The organism is Pseudovibrio sp. FO-BEG1 (assembly GCF_000236645.1).
Lineage (GTDB): Bacteria > Pseudomonadota > Alphaproteobacteria > Rhizobiales > Stappiaceae > Pseudovibrio.
On the sequence record NC_016642.1, the window covers coordinates 3,068,670 to 3,087,674 of the forward strand.

Annotated in this window: 17 protein-coding genes; 16 read left to right on the top strand and 1 reads right to left on the bottom strand. The window is 54.4% G+C overall.

The window, feature by feature from the left end; translation table 11 throughout:
• Positions 1-91 precede the first annotated feature (91 nt).
• The 16 genes from PSE_RS13990 (at position 92) to rbsK (ending at position 18,419) form a co-directional block, all read left to right on the top strand.
• A complete protein-coding gene (locus PSE_RS13990; protein WP_008546926.1) occupies positions 92-1,078 on the top strand; it encodes an ABC transporter permease in 987 nt (328 codons plus the stop codon).
• A gap of 6 nt (positions 1,079-1,084) precedes the next feature.
• Positions 1,085-2,227 carry an ABC transporter permease gene (locus PSE_RS13995; RefSeq protein WP_014285451.1) on the top strand — a complete coding sequence of 381 codons (1,143 nt, stop codon included), beginning with the start codon at positions 1,085-1,087 and terminating at the stop codon, positions 2,225-2,227.
• 12 nt (positions 2,228-2,239) lie between these two features.
• On the top strand, positions 2,240-3,238 hold the full coding sequence (locus PSE_RS14000) for an ABC transporter ATP-binding protein (protein WP_008546906.1): 999 nt from the start codon (positions 2,240-2,242) through the stop codon (positions 3,236-3,238).
• A gap of 13 nt (positions 3,239-3,251) precedes the next feature.
• Positions 3,252-4,292, top strand: coding sequence for an ABC transporter ATP-binding protein (locus PSE_RS14005; protein ID WP_014285452.1), 1,041 nt, complete (start codon positions 3,252-3,254; stop codon positions 4,290-4,292).
• The gene (locus PSE_RS14010; protein WP_014285453.1) at positions 4,282-5,517 is read left to right on the top strand and encodes an HAD family hydrolase; all 1,236 of its coding nucleotides are present in this window, start codon (positions 4,282-4,284) and stop codon (positions 5,515-5,517) included. The genes PSE_RS14005 and PSE_RS14010 overlap by 11 nt, the downstream gene beginning before the upstream one ends.
• A gap of 37 nt (positions 5,518-5,554) precedes the next feature.
• Positions 5,555-8,068 carry a hypothetical protein gene (locus tag PSE_RS14015; protein ID WP_014285454.1) on the top strand — a complete coding sequence of 838 codons (2,514 nt, stop codon included), beginning with the start codon at positions 5,555-5,557 and terminating at the stop codon, positions 8,066-8,068.
• A complete protein-coding gene (locus tag PSE_RS14020) occupies positions 8,061-9,152 on the top strand; it encodes a glycoside hydrolase family 105 protein (RefSeq protein ID WP_014285455.1) in 1,092 nt (363 codons plus the stop codon). The genes PSE_RS14015 and PSE_RS14020 overlap by 8 nt, the downstream gene beginning before the upstream one ends.
• Positions 9,142-10,527: a glycoside hydrolase family 28 protein gene (locus tag PSE_RS14025; protein ID WP_014285456.1), complete on the top strand. Its 1,386-nt coding sequence runs from the start codon at positions 9,142-9,144 to the stop codon at positions 10,525-10,527. The genes PSE_RS14020 and PSE_RS14025 overlap by 11 nt, the downstream gene beginning before the upstream one ends.
• A gap of 11 nt (positions 10,528-10,538) precedes the next feature.
• On the top strand, positions 10,539-11,297 hold the full coding sequence (gene kduD / locus PSE_RS14030; protein ID WP_014285457.1) for a 2-dehydro-3-deoxy-D-gluconate 5-dehydrogenase KduD: 759 nt from the start codon (positions 10,539-10,541) through the stop codon (positions 11,295-11,297).
• Between the two features lie 91 nt (positions 11,298-11,388).
• Positions 11,389-12,225 (top strand): 5-dehydro-4-deoxy-D-glucuronate isomerase, encoded by an 837-nt coding sequence (gene kduI / locus PSE_RS14035; RefSeq protein ID WP_014285458.1) that lies wholly within the window; start codon positions 11,389-11,391, stop codon positions 12,223-12,225.
• Positions 12,226-12,603: 378 nt separating this feature from the next.
• The gene (gene rbsD, locus PSE_RS14040) at positions 12,604-13,023 is read left to right on the top strand and encodes a D-ribose pyranase (RefSeq protein WP_014285459.1); all 420 of its coding nucleotides are present in this window, start codon (positions 12,604-12,606) and stop codon (positions 13,021-13,023) included.
• Between the two features lie 43 nt (positions 13,024-13,066).
• Entirely contained in the window at positions 13,067-14,560 is a 1,494-nt protein-coding gene (locus tag PSE_RS14045; protein ID WP_008547234.1) for a sugar ABC transporter ATP-binding protein, read from the top strand.
• A gap of 5 nt (positions 14,561-14,565) precedes the next feature.
• Positions 14,566-15,510, top strand: a complete 945-nt coding sequence (rbsC, locus tag PSE_RS14050; RefSeq protein WP_008546773.1) for a ribose ABC transporter permease — start codon at positions 14,566-14,568, stop codon at positions 15,508-15,510.
• Positions 15,511-15,539: 29 nt separating this feature from the next.
• Positions 15,540-16,421, top strand: a complete 882-nt coding sequence (gene rbsB / locus PSE_RS14055) for a ribose ABC transporter substrate-binding protein RbsB (RefSeq protein ID WP_014285460.1) — start codon at positions 15,540-15,542, stop codon at positions 16,419-16,421.
• A 69-nt stretch (positions 16,422-16,490) separates the two neighbouring features.
• A complete protein-coding gene (locus tag PSE_RS14060; RefSeq protein WP_014285461.1) occupies positions 16,491-17,486 on the top strand; it encodes a LacI family DNA-binding transcriptional regulator in 996 nt (331 codons plus the stop codon).
• A gap of 9 nt (positions 17,487-17,495) precedes the next feature.
• Entirely contained in the window at positions 17,496-18,419 is a 924-nt protein-coding gene (gene rbsK, locus PSE_RS14065) for a ribokinase (protein ID WP_014285462.1), read from the top strand.
• Between the two features lie 97 nt (positions 18,420-18,516).
• On the opposite strand, the gene queF is transcribed toward rbsK, so the two are convergent.
• A complete protein-coding gene (gene queF, locus PSE_RS14070; RefSeq protein ID WP_014285463.1) occupies positions 18,517-18,984 on the bottom strand; it encodes a preQ(1) synthase in 468 nt (155 codons plus the stop codon).
• Positions 18,985-19,005: the final 21 nt, after the last annotated feature.

Genomic DNA, 19,005 nt, shown 5'->3' on the forward strand with positions numbered 1-19,005 from the left:
TTGCGGTTGAGTTGGTGGCGGCGCTCCCGATGCCGCCACCGGCTCAATACTTCAAAGCTTCCTTGCAAGTACAACAAAACGGAAAAGGGAAATGGCAGGTTATATTGCGCATCGCCTTTTGTGGTCGATCCCGACATTGATCGTTATTACGATTGCCACATTCGTTATCATTCAGCTTCCACCTGGAGATTATGTAACGGCATACATTGCTGAACTGGTGGAAACTGGCGAAGTTATTGATGCGGAAACAGCTGCTCACATTCGTCATGAGTTTGGTCTGGATCGCCCAATGTATGAGCAGTTCCTGACCTGGATTGGCGGTATTCTGCTCCATGGTGACTTCGGACTGTCTCTTGACTGGAAACTCCCGGTTTCCGAACTGATCTGGGACCGTATCGGCCTCACATTGATGATCTCCGTGCTTTCATTGCTGATGACATGGGCGATCGCTATTCCGATTGGTGTCTATTCTGCGACCCGTCAGTACTCTTTCTTTGATCATCTCTTCACGGTTCTCGGCTTCCTTGGTCGCGGTATTCCAGACTTCCTGCTGGCCTTGGTGCTGATGTGGATGGGCTTCCTCTACTTCAATTTCCATGTTGGCGGCTTGTTCTCTCCTGAGTTTGAAAACGCTCCATGGTCCATTGCCAAGTTTGTTGATTTGCTCTCCCACCTCTGGGTGCCGGTTCTGGTACTCTCCACCGGTGGTGCTGCTGGCCTGCTGCGTATCATGCGCGCCAACATGCTCGAAGAGCTCGGCAAACCTTACGTTGAAACCGCCTATGCGCAGGGCCTCAGCGAGCGACAGGTTGTCTGGCGCTATCCGGTTCGCGTTGCGCTCAATCCGTTCATCTCAACCGTTGGCTGGGCACTGCCAGCACTCATTTCCGGTGATGTGATCACCGCTGTGGTGTTGAACCTGCCGACAACTGGTCCACTTCTTCTGCGCTCCTTGCAGAACCAGGACATGTATCTGGCCGGTGGCTTCATTCTCATACTTAGCGTCTTCACCATCATTGGCACGTTGCTTTCAGACATCCTGCTGGTGCTGACCGATCCGCGCATTCGTCATTCGTGAGGCACTATGTCAGAGCAAACTCTTAGCGATACCGCTGTTGAACCTGCTGTAGAGGTGAAGGAAAACTCCTCTTACACCGCCAAGCCGCTGACGTTGATGTGGTGGCGCTTCAAAAAACACAAACTGGCCCTGTGGTCTCTGGGCGTCATTATCGTACTGTATCTGGTCGCTGCTTTTGCAGGCTTCCTGGCACCGTATGATCCATTCAAACACAACCGGCTGCATCCGTTCGTTCCACCCCAGTCCATCCACTTCTTCAGTGAAGATGGCACGTTCCAGGGCCCGTTTGTTTATGGCCTCAAGCGTCAGCGCGATCCGAACACCGCTCGTCTGTCCTTTGAGGAAGACACCAGCAAGATCAACCGCATCCGTTTCTTCGTGGAAGGTGACAAGTATAACTTCTGGGGTTTCATCCCAACCAAGCTGCACTTGTTTGGCGTCGAAGGAAAGCGCAATCGTATTTACATCCTTGGCACAGACAAGCTTGGACGTGATCTGTTCTCCCGTCTGGTCTACGGCGCACGTGTCACGCTCTCTGTCGGCCTCATCGGTGTGTTCTTTTCCTTCGTGATCGGCATTACGCTTGGCAGTCTTGCAGGTCTCATTGGCGGAACTGTCGACACTATCATCCAGCGCATGGCAGAGCTTGTCCGCTCTATCCCAACCATCCCACTCTGGCTTGGTCTGGCCGCTGCGCTGCCGGTGAACTGGGATCCGATCCTTGTCTATCTGCTCATCACAGTCATTCTGGCACTTATTGGCTGGACCAACCTGGCACGTGTTGTGCGCGGTCACTTTATGACCATCCGCAATCAGGACTTCGTGCTGGCGGCCCGCCTGTCTGGCGCAACCAAGACCCGCATCGTGACCCGTCACATGCTGCCATCCATGACATCCTATGTGATCGCAGCGATCTCTCTGGCGATCCCTGAGATGATCCTTGGTGAGACAGCGCTGAGCTTCCTTGGTCTGGGCCTGCGTCCTCCGGTCATCAGTTGGGGTGTGTTGCTGCAGGATGCACAGAACCTGCGCTCAATCGCACTGGCTCCGTGGCTCCTCATTCCGGGCGTGGCGATTGTTGTGACAATCCTTGCTTTCAACTTCCTTGGCGATGGCTTGCGTGACGCTGCCGATCCCTACCAAAAATAAGGAGAACGGATCATGCAGGATGAAACCATTCTCGAAATTAATGATCTCAATATCTGCTTTGAGATGCGTGAGGGAACCGTCAATGCCGTAAATGGCGTCACCTTCTCGGTAAAACCGGGTGAAGTGCTTGGCATCGTTGGTGAAAGTGGCAGTGGCAAGTCTTTGAGTGCACGCTCCATCATGAACCTGCTGCCCCGCAACGCAACGGTCACCAACGGCTCCGTGAAGTTCCGCAAAAATGACGGTGAAGTCGTCGACATCCTCGCTGAAAAACGCGAAAGCCGAAAGATGCGTGAGCTGCGTGGCGGTCACATAGGCATGATCTTCCAGGAGCCTATGACAGCCCTCAGCCCGGTGCATTCCATTGGCAAGCAGATCATGACAACGCTGAACCTGCACACGGACCTTTCCAAGAAAGCGCAGGTGGAACGGGCAGCAGAACTGCTGGCTATGGTGCAGATGCCAAAGCCAATGGAGATGCTGAAAAAGTACCCACACCAGCTCTCCGGCGGTATGCGCCAGCGTGCCATGATTGCCATGGCTCTGTCCTGTAACCCAAGCCTGCTGCTGGCGGATGAGCCGACGACAGCGCTGGATGTAACCACAGAAGCGCAGATCCTCGATCTCATCATGTCCTTGCAAGATGAGTTGAACATGGCGGTGATCTTCATCACCCATAATTTCGGTGTGGTGGCAGAAATCGCAGATCGCGTCTCGGTTATGTATCTGGGCAATGCGGTGGAAACGGCTTCGGTGGATGACATCTTCTATCATCCTAAACATCCGTACACCCGTGCGCTGTTGCAATCCATTCCGCGTCTGGATGGGCAAAAACGCCGCCGTCTGCAAACCATCGAAGGCATGGTGCCGGATCCGTTCAACCTGCCAACAGGCTGCGTGTTCCATACCCGCTGTGCTGAGAAAATGGCAGGCAAATGCACAAGCCAGATCCCTGAGCTGACGCATTTTGAAAACGATCAGATGGCCCGCTGTCATCTCCATCAGGCATAAGAGCGATACTCCCATGACTAATTTTCATATACCTGATGATGCTCTGATCAGCGTTGAAAAGCTGCAGATGCATTTTCCCATCAAAAAGGGTTTTCTGGGCCGTGAGTTAGGCGCTGTTAAAGCCGTTGATGATGTGTCGTTTTACATCAGAAAAGGCGAGACCCTGGGCATCGTGGGCGAAAGTGGCTCCGGCAAATCCACCACGGCACGCGCCTTGCTGCGAGCCTATGAGCCAACCGGCGGCACAATCCGCTTCAAGGACCCAGAAGGCAATTGGCATGACCTGACCCACAAGAGCGAAGCAGAAATGCGCCAGCTCCGTCAGTACATGCAGATGATCTTTCAGGATCCTTATGCCTCACTCAACCCGCGCATGACGCTGCTGCAGCTGGTCAGCGAGCCGTTGGTCAACAACGGCATCACCAATAAAAGTGAGCTGGAAGATCGCGTTGCCGACTTGCTCATCAAAGTGGGTTTGCGTCCGGAAAACATGACCCGCTACCCGCACGCCTTCAGTGGCGGTCAGCGACAGCGTATCGGCATTGCCCGCGCTTTGGCTCTGAACCCGACCTTTATCGCAGCCGATGAGTCAGTGTCCGCGCTGGATGTATCCATCGCCGCGCAAACCATCAATCTGCTGCAGGATTTGCAGGAGCAGATGGGGTTGACCTATCTCTTCATCACCCATGATCTGAGTATGGTGGAGCACATCAGTGATCGCATCGGCGTCATGTACGCAGGCCGACTGGTGGAAGTGGCAGATACGGTCAGCTTCTTTGAACAGCCGCTGCATCCATACTCTGAAGCGCTGCTGTCTGCGATCCCGATCCCTGATCCAAAACGCGCCCGCGCCAAAAAGCGTGGCCTCGTCAAAGGGGAGGTGGCCGATCCGGCGAACCTGCCAGTGGGCTGCGCATTTGCAAGCCGGTGCCCGCACGCATCCGAGCTCTGCCACATGTCCAATCCGGAATTGACCGAAACAGCAGAAGGCCGGTTCGTACGCTGCCACCATTCTGCTGACCTGAAGCTACAAGGGGCCAACTATGACCAATAAGAACGGAAGCCTCATTGCCTTGAGGCAGGGTCTTCAGGAAACTGACGAACTCAGTCTTGCACGTAAGTTTGCACCAGTCCTGCGACTGGACAGATCCGAACCATGGCGTCCAACCGCGATCGGCTTCACTGTCTTCGTCAAAGCGGGCAAATCCCCAAGCAGCAAGTTTGAAATTGCACCCAAAGCTGACCGCGTCATCGAATATGCGATCTTTTGGGACTACGACATCCAGCATTTGTACGATCTGGAGCACGTCTGGGTTCATCTGAATGCAGAGGATCAGGTTATCGCTGTTGAAGCATCTCAGCATGGCAAGCGTGTTGAAATGAAAAACGGCGACGCTCTGCCGCTTGAAAATGGCCGCGTAACGCTTTGGGCAGAACCTGGCAAACACGCCCATTTTGCATCCCGTGATGCCATGAAGGAACGTGAAGCACACACCCGTTACGAGTGCTCGTTGGGGGCGGGGCTACATGGTGTTCATATGGGGAATCCATTCTCGCAGGAGTTTGGTGAGGTCACTCCATATGAACACCGCCTCGCACGCCTGCAAATGCAGCGTTTGGTGCTGGAGCCATCCTACGGTGAAACACTGCGCTGGGATTGTGCTGAAGGCGATTTGCTGTCGTGGGCTCGTGTAGAGAGCTGGATTCCCGAGCGTGTAAAGCACCTCATCAGCGACCTGAGTGAAACCCTTCCGCATTTCAAAGCCATCTTCCTGGATTGTGGCGACACACTCATCGATGAAGGCACTGAAATCAAAAAGGAAGGCAGCGATGTTGCTTATGGCGCTGAGCTGTTGCCACATGCCCGCGAAGCGCTGAATACGTTAGTCTCCCGCGGCTATCGCTTAGCCCTCGTAGCAGATGGCCCTCGTGCAACCTTCGAGAACATTCTGGGACAGCACGATCTTTGGGATCACTTTGAAAGCCACACCATTTCAGGTGATGTAGGTGTGCTGAAGCCTGACTTCCAAATGTTTGGAGCAGCAATGACATCACTCGGACTGAGCGAAGTTGATGCACCGAACATCGTCATGGTGGGCAACAACCTTGAGCGCGACATCAAAGGCGCGAACGGAGCAGGCCACAAGAGCATCTTCCATAAGTGGACGCAGCGCCGCAACGTGGTGCCGACGGATGTCAGTGAAGAGCCAACCCGCACCATCGCCTCCCTTCATGAGCTGGTGAGCTGTATCGAGCAGATCGAACTCTCGCTCTCCTGAAATCCCGAGAAATACCCCATTTACAAGGAGTGGTTTTGTGCCAAAGACACAATTCCCCTGGCAAATCAAAAAGGGTGAGCCCTTAAGCTATTGGGAGGTCTCTGGACTGACGGAGACGCCCTTTGCTGGTGAGGCAGATACCCTGCCGGATAAGGTGAACTACACCTACATCAACGGCTTTACGGATGTGGGCGACCTGCCATGCCGCATTGCCTTCTGGAATGACATGAAGGGCAGGCAAGTGCCATGCCCCGCGGGTGTTGAACTCCCTGAAACCCGCATTCAGCCTTCCCAATCTGTGCTGGATTTTAGCGGATTCTGGTTCTGCCCAACCCACCTGCAACGCGTTTTGCGCTGTGTGGTCAATGCCCCGATTGCGGGCAATTATCAGTTCCGTGTTCGTACCGCTGGTGGTGTGCGTGTCTGGGCTAATGGGAAGCTTGGCTTCGCGTTTGAGCCCTTGGTGCGCAACAAACCGCAGGAGAGCATCGAAACGCTGGCCCTGTCTGAAGGTGCTAACGAGATTCTCGTGCATCTGGAAGACATCGCTGAGCGCGATACTGTCTACTCCCTGGAGCTTATCTATGAAGGCTCTGAGGCAACAGACGCTGATCTTCAAGTTGGTCTTAGCGCCTCCTATGATGCAAAGGCGCTCAAAGAAGCTGAAGCATTCATCTCCAGCGTCCAGCCGGATAAGCTCTACTATTCTGAAGGCCATGTAGAGCTTCAGTTCGACGGCGCCTTGCCGGAAGAGGCGCAGATCCACGTTGAAACGCTGCCATTGCTCAAGCCAACGCTGGCAGGCAGCAAGAACACCTATACCCTGCCAAAAGGCTCCAATCGCCTGATCGGCCCAAGTGTTGATGAGCTGGCTCCAGCCACCAACCTCGTGCGGGTGACCCTTGTCACGCAAGGGCTTGGCGTTGCCCGTGAAGTCGGCGTCGTATGCCTCAAAGATCTGCAGCAAGGCTTTGGCACAACGCTGGAAGAACGCCGTGTAGAGCTCTTGGCATCCAGTGCGCAGACTGGGGGAAGCCATCTCTCCCACGCCCTGTCAAAGCTACATATGGGCTCTGATCTGGAAACTTCTGAGAGACTGCTTTTAGAAGCTCTGAGCAAGATCTCCCGCCGCGAGGATTGTGCAGACTTTGCCTTCCTACCACTGCTTTGGATCTGGAAAGACCACGCTTGGACACAGCTTTCAGAGCAAACCTGGCGCCGTGTCCGTTCCACCATCCTTGGCTTCCGCTATTGGTTCGATGAGCCGGGCAATGATGCCATGTGGTTCTGGAGTGAAAACCACACACTCTGCTTCCACGCATCTCAGTATCTGGCGGGATCAATGTTCCCGGAAGAGCTGTTCCTCTGTTCTGGTCGTAAAGGCCAGCAACAAAAGCAGGTTGGTTATGAGCGGCTGTTGAAGTGGTTTGAAACCGTTGAGCGGGATGGTTTGGCAGAATGGAACTCCATTCCATACTACCCAATCGACTTCATCGGCCTGACAGCGCTGTATCATCTGGCTCCGGATGCAGATATTCGTGATCGCGCCAAAGCGCTGATGGATTCCATCTTCCAGATGATGGCGCTGCACACCCAGTCCGGCCTGCCAGCTGGCACCATGGGGCGGTGCTACGACAAGGATATCTTTGCCGGTCCAGCCAGTGAACTGGCAACGCTCTGTCACTTTGCATGGGGTAATGGTTTTGTCTCCTCCGGCAACTTCGCCTCAACCATGATTGCGCTGAGCGATTACACACCGCCGGAAGAAACAGGTGCCTACGCGTCTGTGCCGCAAGGCCGCGCGCTGGAAACCAGCTACACGCAGGGCCATGAGCATGCAGGCAAGCTGAAACTCTACAAAACGTCAGAGGCGCAGCTTTCAACCGTGGTGGATCACAAAACCGGTCAGTACGGCCATCAGCAGCACGTGCAAGATGTGATGCTCGCAGGCAATCCATATGCGCGGTTCTGGGTTAATCATCCCGGAGAAACGCAGGTTTGGGGCAGTGGACGTCCATCCTACTGGTCTGGCAACGGAACGCTTCCGCGCGCCGATCAATCAGGCCCAGCTGGTCTGATGATTTTCAACGGAGTTAAGGACGAGGCGGACTTCACCCACCTCTATGCACCACTGCATGTGTGTGATGAGCATGAACTCACCGGCAACTGGCTCTTTGCCCGCGTCAAAGATGGCTTCACCGCCTTCTTCGCTGCAAACGGTATTGAACCACTGCAAACCAGCTGTTTCGCAGGTGTCGAGTTCCGCAGTGCAGGCCGCTGCAACGCATGGGTGACCGTAACTGGCTCAGCGCAAACAGAGACCTTCGCCGAGTTCAAGGCTCGTCTGCTCGCCAGCAAAATCAGCTGGAATGCAGAGACCTTGACCCTGAGCGCTGAGATCGAAGGACAAGGCTCTCTCTCCCTCAATTGGGAAGGGGAACTGAAAGCCAACGGTGAGTGCATTAGCTTCGAAAACCTCAGCCCCGTTCCTCGCATCGGCTTGAAACGGTTGGATCAATTGTGCTCACCTCAGGAGGCAGCTCATGTTTGAAGCATCCAGACTTGAAGAAGCGCTGGCTCTGACAGCAGATGGGTTCCGCAGCCTGAAGGGCATCAATGATGCGCCATCAGAGCTTGATGGCGATGGATCCATCCACTTTGATGAGTGGGACTGGGAAGTCGGCGTCGGCCTCTACGGCTTTTATAAGCATGCCTGTAAAACGGGCGATGAGCGCATGAAGCGCAATCTGGCCAACTGGTACGACATGCAGATCGCGCGCGGCCTGCCACCGCGCCAGATCAACTCCACAGCGCCCATGTTGTGCCTGGCCTTGCTGGCGCGGGAAACCAACAATGAGCGCTGGAAGCAGATCGTGACTGACTGGGCCGAATGGCTGGTCAACGACATGCCGAAGACCGTTGATGAGGGCTTCCAGCATCTGGTCAAGGAACGTGAAAACGACGGTCAGCTCTGGGATGACACGCTCTTCATGGCGGGCCTGTTTATGGGCGTGGCCGGGGATTGGCTGGATCGCCCGGATTGGGTGGAAGAAGCCTACTACCAGTTTCTGGTCCATGGTCGGTATCTGTCAGATCCGGTAAGCGGCCTCTGGTATCATGGCTGGACATTCCTCGGAAACCACAACTACGCCGAAGCCTTCTGGGCGCGCGGCAATGCGTGGATCACCATCGCTGTACCGGAACTGTTTGAGCTCGTCGGCGAACGCTATGGCCCGGCAGCTCGCCAAATCAAAGCACTCTATCGCCGTCAGGTGGAAGCTCTGCTGCCGCTTCAGTTGGAAGATGGCATGTGGCCAACTCTGCTGGATCAGCCAGACTCTCCTCCAGAAACCTCCGCGACCGCAGGCTTTGCCTATGGTCTGCTGCGCGGCGTGAGGACGGGAATTCTGCCAGAAAGCTATTTGCAACCAGCGCTCAAAGCAGCTTCTGCTGTGCTGGAGCGGATAGATGGGGCTGGGATTGTTCAGGAAGTCTCTGACGGGACGGCCATGGGGCATGATTTTGAGTTCTACCGGAACATTCCGAACACCCCCACACCATACGGGCAGGCTCTGGCAAGCCTTCTTTTGATTGAACTTCTTGCTGCTAAGGAAATTTTGCAAGATGTCGCTTAACACACACCATGTCACTGTCACAGACGGCGAAAAAGACATAACGCAGGCCGTCCAGCAAGCGATTGACGCAGTTCATGCTGCTGGTGGTGGTCAGGTCGTGCTGCCAAGAGGGCAGTGGGTCTCAAAGGCCTTAAAACTCAAGTCCTTTGTGGATCTGCACCTGCCAACCGGCTGCGAACTTTCCTGTTCAACCGACTACGCAGACTACGAAGCTGGTAAGGTCTCCGTCATTGCGGAAGATTCTGACCGTGCTTTCATCACAGCGCGTGACCAGCAAGGCATCTCCATTTCCGGCAGCGGAACGATCCACGGACACAGCGATAAATGGTGCGGTCGTGATGGGCTTTTTGAAGGCACGTTCTGGCCGAAGATGCTACGCCCGCGTATCGTCGTCTTTGAAAACTGCAAAGACATCAGCCTTACCGGCATTTCCATTGTAGAAGCGCCCATGTGGACCATCCACTTGATCGCCTGCCATCAGGTAAAGGTGGAAAGCCTACGCATTCTCAATGACATGCGCATGCCAAACACAGACGGCGTCAACTTCGACAGCTGTACTGATGCTTCCATCTTCAACTGTGTGATCCGCGCCGCAGATGATGCGGTCTGCGTGAAGACCTGCCGCAAGGAAGATGAAAGCCTTAATGGTCCGGCTGAGCGGATCATCGTCAGCAACTCCATCCTGTCCTCAAAGTCCTGCGCATTGAAAATCGGCACAGAGACCTATCAGGATGTGCGGGATGTGCTGTTCACCACCTGCACAATCACAGAATCCAACCGAGCCTTTGGTATCTTCTCCCGTGATGGCGGTGATATCGAACGCATCCGCTTCTCCAACTGCACTGTGCAGTGTGAGCAGACACCGGATGGGTTCTGGGGCAGCGGTGAAGCGATCACCATCAACGCTCTGCCACGTGTTGTAGGTGATGTGCCGGGATATGTACGCGATGTGGCTGCTGATGGCATCACAGGCCGAGCGCAAGGAGCGATCAACATCGTTGGTCACGAAACCCAGCAGATTGAGAATATTACCCTCAGCAACATCCAACTTTCATTGGAAGCAGGCAAGTTCCCGGATGCTTACTATCTGGACCTGCGCCCAAGCCCACATGACGTGAATCTGCTCGATAACCCGGAGCAGGGCCGTCGCAACGCGTGGGTCAAAAACGAAGCTGGTCAGATCCTCGGCCTAGAGCCGTACCCGAACGGATTGCCGGGTCTCTGGTTGGATCAGGCCAACAACATCACGTGCAACGATGTTGTCATCCACCGGCCTGCAACACTGCCGAAAGGCTGGTCTGAACAGGAGACCGAGCTCGGCCACGTAACCAACGTTTGCTTCAGCAAACCTGCAAGTTCTCTTAGTGCTGTTTAGGAATAAGACATATGCTGAATCAGTTTGATTTGAATGGAAAAACTGCAATCGTAACGGGCTGTGACACTGGCCTTGGTCAGGCGATGGCTGTTGGGCTCGCCAAAGCGGGCTGCGATATCGTTGGCGTCAATGTGGTGGAGCCAAAAGACACAATTGCCGTAATGGCCGAAACAGGCCGCAAGTTCTTTGATCTGCGCGCAAACCTGAGCAACAAAGAGGCTCTTCCGGGTGTGGTCGCCGACGCTGTTGCGGCCACTGGCAAGGTCGATATTCTGGTCAACAACGCTGGCATCATCCGCCGCGAAGATGCGCTGGATTTCTCTGAGGACGACTGGGATGCGGTGATGAACCTCAACATCCGCTCGCTCTTCTTCCTCTCCCAGCTGGTAGCAAAGCAGTTCGTTAAGCAGGGCAACGGCGGGAAAATCATCAACGTCGCCTCCATGCTCTCCTATCAGGGCGGCATTCGCGTTCCATCTTACACCGCCTCCAAGAGCGCTGTTCTGGGCCTGACACGCGCGCTGGCGAATGAGTGGGCAAAGCACGGCATCAATGTCAACGCGATTGCACCGGGTTACATGGCAACCAACAACACCGCAGCACTGCGTGCCGATGCAGACCGCAATCAGGCCATTCTGGAACGCATTCCGGCAGAGCGCTGGGGGGAGCCTAGTGACGTGGCTGGCCCATGTGTCTTCCTAGCCTCTGAAGCAGCCTCCTACGTCAACGGCTTCACACTGGCCGTCGATGGTGGCTGGCTCGCCCGCTAACTGAACTACAAAACCAAAAACGAAGAACGCGCAGTTGAACAACTGGGCGCACGGAGACCTGCGCCCAATCGCCGAATTTTAGGAGATTATCATGGAAGTCAGACAGGCAATTCATAGCGAGCACGCCAAGACATTGGACACAGAAGGCCTGCGCCGCGAGTTCCTCATCGAAAGCATTTTTGCTGCCGATGAAATCACCATGACCTACAGCCACGTAGACCGCATCATTGTGGGCGGTGTCATGCCGGTGAACACGGAAGTGGTACTGGAAGCAGACTACGGCAAGAAGCTGGGCGTTTCCTACTTCCTGGAACGCCGCGAAATCGGCTTCATCAATGTGGGTGGTCCGGCTGTCATCACCGTTGATGGTGAAAACTTTGAGATCGCACAGGAAGAAGCGCTTTACGTCGGCATGGGTGCTAAAGACGTCTCCTTCAAGAGCGTCGATAAGCAGAACCCGGCCAAACTGTACTACAACTGCGCTCCGGCTCACAAAACTTACCCGAACAAGAAGGTGACGCTGGCAGAAGCTTCTCCGGTCACTCTGGGCGATGCTGAAAACTGCAATGAGCGCACCATCAACAAGTACTTCGTGCCGGATGTGCTGCCAACCTGCCAGCTGCTTATGGGCATGACCAAGCTGCATCAGGGGTCCATCTGGAACACAATGCCAGCGCACACCCATGATCGTCGTATGGAAGTGTACTTCTACTTCAACATGAACGACGACGCAGCCGTTGTGCACTTGATGGGGGAGCCGCAGGAAACCCGCCATCTGTTCGTTCACAATGAACAGGCCGTGATTTCTCCAAGCTGGTCCATCCATAGCGGTGTCGGTACCCAGTCCTACACCTTCATCTGGGGTATGACCGGTGAAAATCAGGAGTTCACCGACATGGATCACATCGCGGTTCCTGACCTGAAATAGTCATCAGTAGATCCGATGAAAACCAACGAGCCTCGCTTCGAAAGAAGCGGGGCTTTTTGCTGGGTGGGCAGGAGAGGGAACACATATCCCCAAAAACTCAGAGTGATAAAACAGGCGCAAATTGTCTCAGTGGTACATCTGAGAGCTGCCGTTACAGTCATCTGCAGACCGAAATCTGATCCGCAATAAATCCATATAACCTCTGATATTTTTGCTACTCGAGCTGAACGAGCAAGGCGCCCATGCATTCAGTATGCCTGAAATGAACTGGAATAATTCCAGGAAATGACTCACGCAAACGTTTGCGCAAACGGTTGCGTGAGTCATGCGCGCCTGTTAACGTCTCTTCAATCGAGACAACGCGGAGGACTTGCTGCAATGAAGAAGGGCGTACTTTTAAACGCTCCGGTCTCTAGCATTATCTCTCATATGGGCCATGGGGATGGTCTTTGTGTTGGAGATGCCGGGCTCCCAATTTCCAAGGATGTCGAGCGCATCGACCTTGCAATTACAAAGGGCCTGCCGGGCATGCTGGAAACAGCAAGCGCGATCACAGCTGAAATGCAGGTGGAGCGGGTGGTTATTGCTGAAGAGCTGATCGAACAGCAACCAGCCTATCATTTGCGTTTGTGCTCACTGATTGCCGAAATCGCAAAGTGTCAGGGCACCAACGTAGAGACCACAACTGTCTCTCATGAGGAATTTAAGGCATTAACGGGCAAATGCCGGGCCGTGGTGCGCACGGGAGAATGCACACCCTACGCCAATGTGATTTTCTATTCAGGCGTGACGTTCTGAGGAAAGTCTGCAAAACCATTCGGGCTTTGGGAGAGGACACCCAGTGACAACCCTTCTTCAACTTCAGGGAATTGAAAAATCCTTCTCCGGGATCAACGTGCTCAAATCCGTTGATCTGACCATCCGTGCCGGGCGTGTTGTGGCTCTGGCCGGTGAAAACGGAGCCGGCAAATCAACCCTGATGAAAATCATATCGGGCATCTATCAGCGCGATGCGGGTAAAGTGGTCTACAAGGGCAAGGAAGTAGAATTCACCACCGCGCGCCAGTCCATGGATGCCGGAATTGGCATTATCCACCAAGAACTTAACCTTCTTCCTGAACTCTCCGTCGCGGAGAACATCTATCTGGGTCGCGAGCCGACCAAACTGGGCAAAATCCAGTGGGATGTGATCGAACGGGAAAGCAAAAAATACCTCGCACAGCTGAAGCAGGATATTGATCCAAAAACCCCATTGGGCAGGCTTTCCATCGCGCAGCAGCAGATGGTTGAGATCGCAAAAGCACTCTCGCTGAATGCTGAAGTGATCATCATGGATGAGCCGACCGATGCGCTCACCGATATTGAAACAGCAATCCTGTTCGAAGTCGTCGATGAGCTGCGCGCCCAGGGAAAAGGCCTCGTCTTCATCTCACACCGTCTGGGCGAAATCTTCCAGATGTGTGACGACATCGCAATTCTGCGTGACGGTGAAATGGTCCATCAGGGCCCGGTCTCTGAAATCACAGAGGACGACCTGATCCGCCACATGGTAGGCCGCGAACTTTCTGATCAATATCCATTCGTGCCAGCTGTTCCAGGCGATGTACGCATCGAAGTTGAAAAGCTCACCGCACATGGCGCTAAGGAAATTTCCTTCACAGCCCATGCTGGTGAAGTGGTTGGCTTTGCTGGTCTCGTAGGGGCAGGGCGAACGGAGCTGGCAAAGGCCATCTTTGGCGCCAACCCAATCAAAAGCGGTGCAGTCAAAATCGACGGCAAGGAGATCCGCCTCAGATCTCCGCAGGACGGTGTGAAAGCACAGATCGGCTATGTCACCGAAGACCGCAAGCAGGAAGGCCTCGTTCAGTCTCAGGAATTGGGCACCAACATGTCCCTCACTGGACTGGACCGTTTCTGCAATGCGTTCGGTTTCGTCAACAAAGCCTCTGAAGCTGTCACCATCAGCGAGTACATCGAAGCCTTCGCCATCAAGACCAGAGATGCAAACACCATCATCTCCAACCTGTCCGGTGGCAACCAGCAGAAGGTCTCCATCGCCAAGTCACTGGTGCCGGAGCCAAAGGTTCTCATCCTCGATGAACCAACACGCGGGGTGGATGTTGGCGCAAAACGCGAAATCTACACGCTGATCAACAAGCTGAAGGCAGAGGGCCTTTGCATCCTGCTGATCTCCTCCGACATGCCAGAGCTTCTGGGCATCTCTGATCGCATCCTCGTCTTGTCCAGCGGCAAGCTGACCGGATCGTTCGACAGAGACGAAGCCACACAAGAAAACATTATGCGCTGCGCCGTTGCTGGCCAAACAAACGGGTAAAACAGATGAAGCTCAACGACTTTATCAGTGAAAATAAGTCTCTGATTGGCCTGATTATCCTGATGGCCGCAGTGTCCTTCGCCAACGCCAATTTCCTCGGCGTTGACAACATGCTCAACATCCTGCGTCAAACCTCGATCAACGCCGTCATTGCCATGGGCATGACCTTCGTGATCCTGACAGCGGGCATCGATCTGGCGGTTGGATCCATTCTGGCATTTGCAGGCGCCATCTGCGCCAGCCTGATTGGCATGGATACACCGCTTGTGATCGCGCTGTTCATCACCATCATGGTGGGTGCGGGCCTCGGTGCCACCAGCGGTGTGATCATCAGCTACTTCAACGTCCAGCCATTCATCGCAACTCTAGTCGGCATGACCATGATCCGCGGCGCAACGCTGGTCTACACACAAGGTCGCCCGATCTCCACCGGTTACTTCGATGTGGCTGAAAGCTTCTACCAGTTTGGCGGCGGTTACATCTTCGGCATTCCGAACCCGGTGATCCTGATGGTCGTCATCTTTGCGATCTGCTGGTTCATCCTCAGCCAGACCCGTTTCGGTCGTTACGTTTACGCCATTGGCGGCAACGAGAACGTGGCGCGCCTGTCTGGCATCAACGTCAAAAAAGTCAAAATTCTTGTCTACGCCCTCAGCGGTGCGCTCGCAGCACTGGCAGGCATCATCCTGACAGCACGTCTTGAATCTGCACAGCCAACAGCTGGTCTTGGTTACGAGCTCGACGCGATTGCAGCGGTGGTTCTTGGTGGCACCAGCCTCGCTGGCGGCAAAGGCCGGATCTTCGGCACCATTATTGGTGCCCTTATCATCGGTGTGTTGAATAACGCACTGAATATTATGGATGTTTCATCCTACTACCAGATGATCGCAAAAGGTGCGGTTATCCTTCTGGCGGTTGTCGTCGACAGCCGTGGCAAATCAAACGCGTGAGCAAACAAACTGAACCTCGGGAGGTTTCTATGAAAAAACTAGTAAGTTTGGCAGCAGGTGCTGCTCTTCTTCTCGGCTCCACAGCAGTTTCTATGGCACAGGACACATTGGCTCTGGTTGTGTCCACACTGAACAATCCGTTCTTTGTGACCTTGAAAGAAGGTGCAGAAGCTCGCGCAAATGAGCTTGGCTACAAAATCGTTGTGCTCGACAGCCAGAACGATCCGGCTAAAGAGCTGGCAAACGTGGAAGACGTTCTCAGCAAAAACGTTGCTCTGCTGATGATCAACCCAACCGACTCTGACGCAGTTTCCAGCTCCATCCGCGCTGCAAACCGCAAGGACGTTCCAGTTGTTACTCTGGACCGCGGTGCAGCACGCGGCAAAGTGGTTTCCCACGTTGCGTCTGACAACATCCTTGGCGGTGAAATGGCTGGTGAGTTGATCGTTGAAACCCTGCGCGGCAGCGGCAAGCTCGTTGAACTGGAAGGTGTTCCAGGGACTTCTGCAGCACGTGACCGTGGCACAGGCTTCAAAAAAGCAATGCACGGCGCATCCGGCATCGAGCTGGTTGCAGTTCAGCCAGCTGACTTTGACCGCACCAAAGGCCTGAACGTGATGGAAAACATCCTGCAGGCACAGCCAGAAATCGATGCAGTGTTCGCGCACAACGATGAAATGGCTCTGGGCGCAATCAAAGCGATTGAAGCTGCAAACCGCGACATCCTCGTTGTTGGCTTTGACGGCACCGACGACGGCGTAAAAGCTGTTGAAGAAGGCACAATGCTGGCAACTGTTGCTCAGCAGGCTGGCATGATTGGTTCCATCGGCGTAGACACTGCGGATAAAGTTCTTAAAGGTGAAAAAGTAGATGCGTACACTCCAGTGGCGCTGAAACTTGTAACCAAGTAAGTGCACGTAATCTGAATAAAATCGGGTTTGGCGTAAGCGCCAGACCCGACTCTTTAAACCGGAGCGGAAATGGTCAGTATCAAGGATGTTGCACAGGTTGCGGGGGTCTCCGCATCTACAGTGTCTCACGTGATCAACGAGACACGCTATGTTGCTCCCCTGACCAAGCAAAAAGTGGAGGAAGCCATCCAGTCCCTTGGTTTCCAGCCAAGTATGATGGCCCGCGCGCTCAAGGTAAAACGCACCAACATCATTGGTATGTTGGTCTCCAGCAGCTCCAACCCATTCTTCGCAGATGTTGTGCGCGGTGTGGAAGAGGGCTGCTACCAACACAATTTCAGCCTCATCCTGTGTAACTCAGGACATCAGTCCGACAGGCAGCTGGCAAATCTCAACACCTTGCTACAGCGCCGCATTGATGCCCTCATGGTGATGACTACCAAAACAGACCCGGCGCTTTACGAGCAGCTCAGCAAGCTGGGCAAGTTGCCCAAAGCCATTCTGGATTCCGCCCCGCACCCCAACGCCTGCACGCTGCAGGACGACTCCGTACTGGGCGGCAAGCTGGCAACCGAACACCTGATCAATCGCGGCCTAACCAAAATCGGCTGCCTCATGGGCCCGCAGGATCATCCGCGCTCTATTGAACGTTACAAAGGCTTCAAAGACGCCATGCAAGCAGCAGGCCTGCAGGTAGAAGAAAAGTGGCAGTCTGCGGGCCATCTCACCGCATCCGGCGGCTATGAAGGCATGAAGCAAATTCTGCAAGCTGACAGCCAGCCAGAAGCCGTCTTCGCTTTCAACGATCTTATGGCTATGGGCGCCTACCGAGCCATACAAGAACACGGCCTGCGCATTCCAGAAGACATCTCCGTGATCGGATACGATGACGTTGAGTACGCTTCTTACATGGCGCCAACGCTGACAACCATCAAACAGCCCAGTTTCGAGCTGGGGTTGAGCGCTGCTGAAGCGCTGATCAATCATCTGGAAGAAAAGACAGAGATGCCGCCAGTGATCAAACTGGTGCCGGAGCTCGTCGTCCGCAGCTCTGTTGTTAACTAGGAAGTATTCATGTCCATCGTCATTGTCGGTTCCATCAATGTTGATATCACAACCCGTTCTGACCGGCTGCCACAGCCGGGTGAAACACTGCATGGACACAGCTACGCCATCAATCTGGGTGGCAAAGGCTGCAATCAGGCAGTTGCGGTTTCCAAACTAGGCGGAGGCGCTCAGTTGGTAGGGCGTATCGGCAATGATGGATTTGGAGACATTGCCGCTCGGCATTTGGAAGACATGGGTGTTTCAACAGAACATGTGCTCACCCACGAAGACCACGGCACTGGTATCGCTGTGATCGGTGTCGATTCAAACTCCGAAAACAGTATCACTGTGATTGGTGGCGCAAACTTGGCTATCGATGAAAGTGACCTGAAACGCACATCAGATGTTTTGGAACACGCTCAGATTTTGCTCCTGCAACTGGAGATCCCAATTGAGGCCTGCCTGAGCGCTGCTAAAAAAGTCCGTGCCTCTGGCGGCAAAGTGATCTTTGACCCGGCGCCTGCACCCGTCAATGGCCTGCCGGAAGGCTTCCTGCAAAACGTGGATGTTGTCACGCCAAACGAGACTGAAACCGAAATCCTCACAGGCTTCCGCCCAACCAACGCAGAAGAAGCAGCCCATGCTGCGAACCTGCTGAGAGAGCAGGGCGTTGCTGCGGCTGTCGTGAAACTGGGTGCACGCGGCGTCTACTTTAAAGATGAGACAAGTGAAGGGTTCGTGGAACCGTTCAAGGTGAACGCGATCGACACAGTCGCAGCCGGTGATTGCTTCAACGGCGGTCTGGCCTATGCGCTGGCTGGTGGTAAAACTCTGGCAGAAGCTGTCCGCTTCGCAGCTGCTTGCGGTGCACTTTCCACCACCAAACACGGCGCAGCCACATCTGCACCAACACTGGCTGAAGTTGAAGCCCTAATGGGCTCTAAAGGCTGATCAGAAAAAGCAAAGTTGGGGTTGGCAGCCTTTTCGCAACCCCAACTGATACTGCATGCGCCGCCTCGCTAGATAAGAAGGCGCCGCACCAAATTGCTTAGCCGCGACCGCGATACGTCGGCACGCTCTGTTCTGGAATCCAGACGCCTTTTGGCTCTTCACCTGTCTGGTAGAACACATCAATCGGAATACCACCACGCGGATACCAGTAACCGCCAATACGCAGCCAGATCGGGTTCAGCGTGTCCACCAGACGCTTACCTATGGAAACGGTGCAGTCTTCGTGGAACGCACCGTGGTTGCGGAAGGATGTCAGGAACAGTTTCAGAGACTTGCTCTCAACCAGCCACTGGTCTGGCACATAATCAATCACCAGATGCGCAAAGTCAGGCTGGTTGGTGATCGGGCACAGGGAGGTGAACTCCGGCGCAGTAAAGCGGATCGCATAAGGCGTACCCTGCTGAGGGTTTGGAACCTTCTCCAGAACAGCTTCTTCAGGGGACTGCGGCTGAACAGTGTCACCGCCCAGCATGGTCAGATTTTTATAGATATCGTCTTTGCTCATTGCTCTCTCGAACTCGTTTGT

Excerpts from the sequence above, each read along its gene's own strand:
- rbsK (WP_014285462.1), top strand. The coding sequence starts at position 17,496 with ATGTCCATCGTCATTGTCGGTTCCATCAATGTTGATATCACAACCCGT.
- PSE_RS14000 (WP_008546906.1), top strand. The coding sequence starts at position 2,240 with ATGCAGGATGAAACCATTCTCGAAATTAATGATCTCAATATCTGCTTT.
- PSE_RS14025 (WP_014285456.1), top strand. The coding sequence starts at position 9,142 with ATGTCGCTTAACACACACCATGTCACTGTCACAGACGGCGAAAAAGAC.
- PSE_RS14060 (WP_014285461.1), top strand. The coding sequence starts at position 16,491 with ATGGTCAGTATCAAGGATGTTGCACAGGTTGCGGGGGTCTCCGCATCT.
- PSE_RS13990 (WP_008546926.1), top strand. The coding sequence starts at position 92 with ATGGCAGGTTATATTGCGCATCGCCTTTTGTGGTCGATCCCGACATTG.
- rbsC (WP_008546773.1), top strand. The coding sequence starts at position 14,566 with ATGAAGCTCAACGACTTTATCAGTGAAAATAAGTCTCTGATTGGCCTG.
- kduI (WP_014285458.1), top strand. The coding sequence starts at position 11,389 with ATGGAAGTCAGACAGGCAATTCATAGCGAGCACGCCAAGACATTGGAC.
- PSE_RS14010 (WP_014285453.1), top strand. The coding sequence starts at position 4,282 with ATGACCAATAAGAACGGAAGCCTCATTGCCTTGAGGCAGGGTCTTCAG.
- kduD (WP_014285457.1), top strand. The coding sequence starts at position 10,539 with ATGCTGAATCAGTTTGATTTGAATGGAAAAACTGCAATCGTAACGGGC.
- PSE_RS14005 (WP_014285452.1), top strand. The coding sequence starts at position 3,252 with ATGACTAATTTTCATATACCTGATGATGCTCTGATCAGCGTTGAAAAG.
- rbsD (WP_014285459.1), top strand. The coding sequence starts at position 12,604 with ATGAAGAAGGGCGTACTTTTAAACGCTCCGGTCTCTAGCATTATCTCT.
- rbsB (WP_014285460.1), top strand. The coding sequence starts at position 15,540 with ATGAAAAAACTAGTAAGTTTGGCAGCAGGTGCTGCTCTTCTTCTCGGC.
- PSE_RS13995 (WP_014285451.1), top strand. The coding sequence starts at position 1,085 with ATGTCAGAGCAAACTCTTAGCGATACCGCTGTTGAACCTGCTGTAGAG.
- queF (WP_014285463.1), bottom strand. The coding sequence starts at position 18,984 with ATGAGCAAAGACGATATCTATAAAAATCTGACCATGCTGGGCGGTGAC.
- PSE_RS14020 (WP_014285455.1), top strand. The coding sequence starts at position 8,061 with ATGTTTGAAGCATCCAGACTTGAAGAAGCGCTGGCTCTGACAGCAGAT.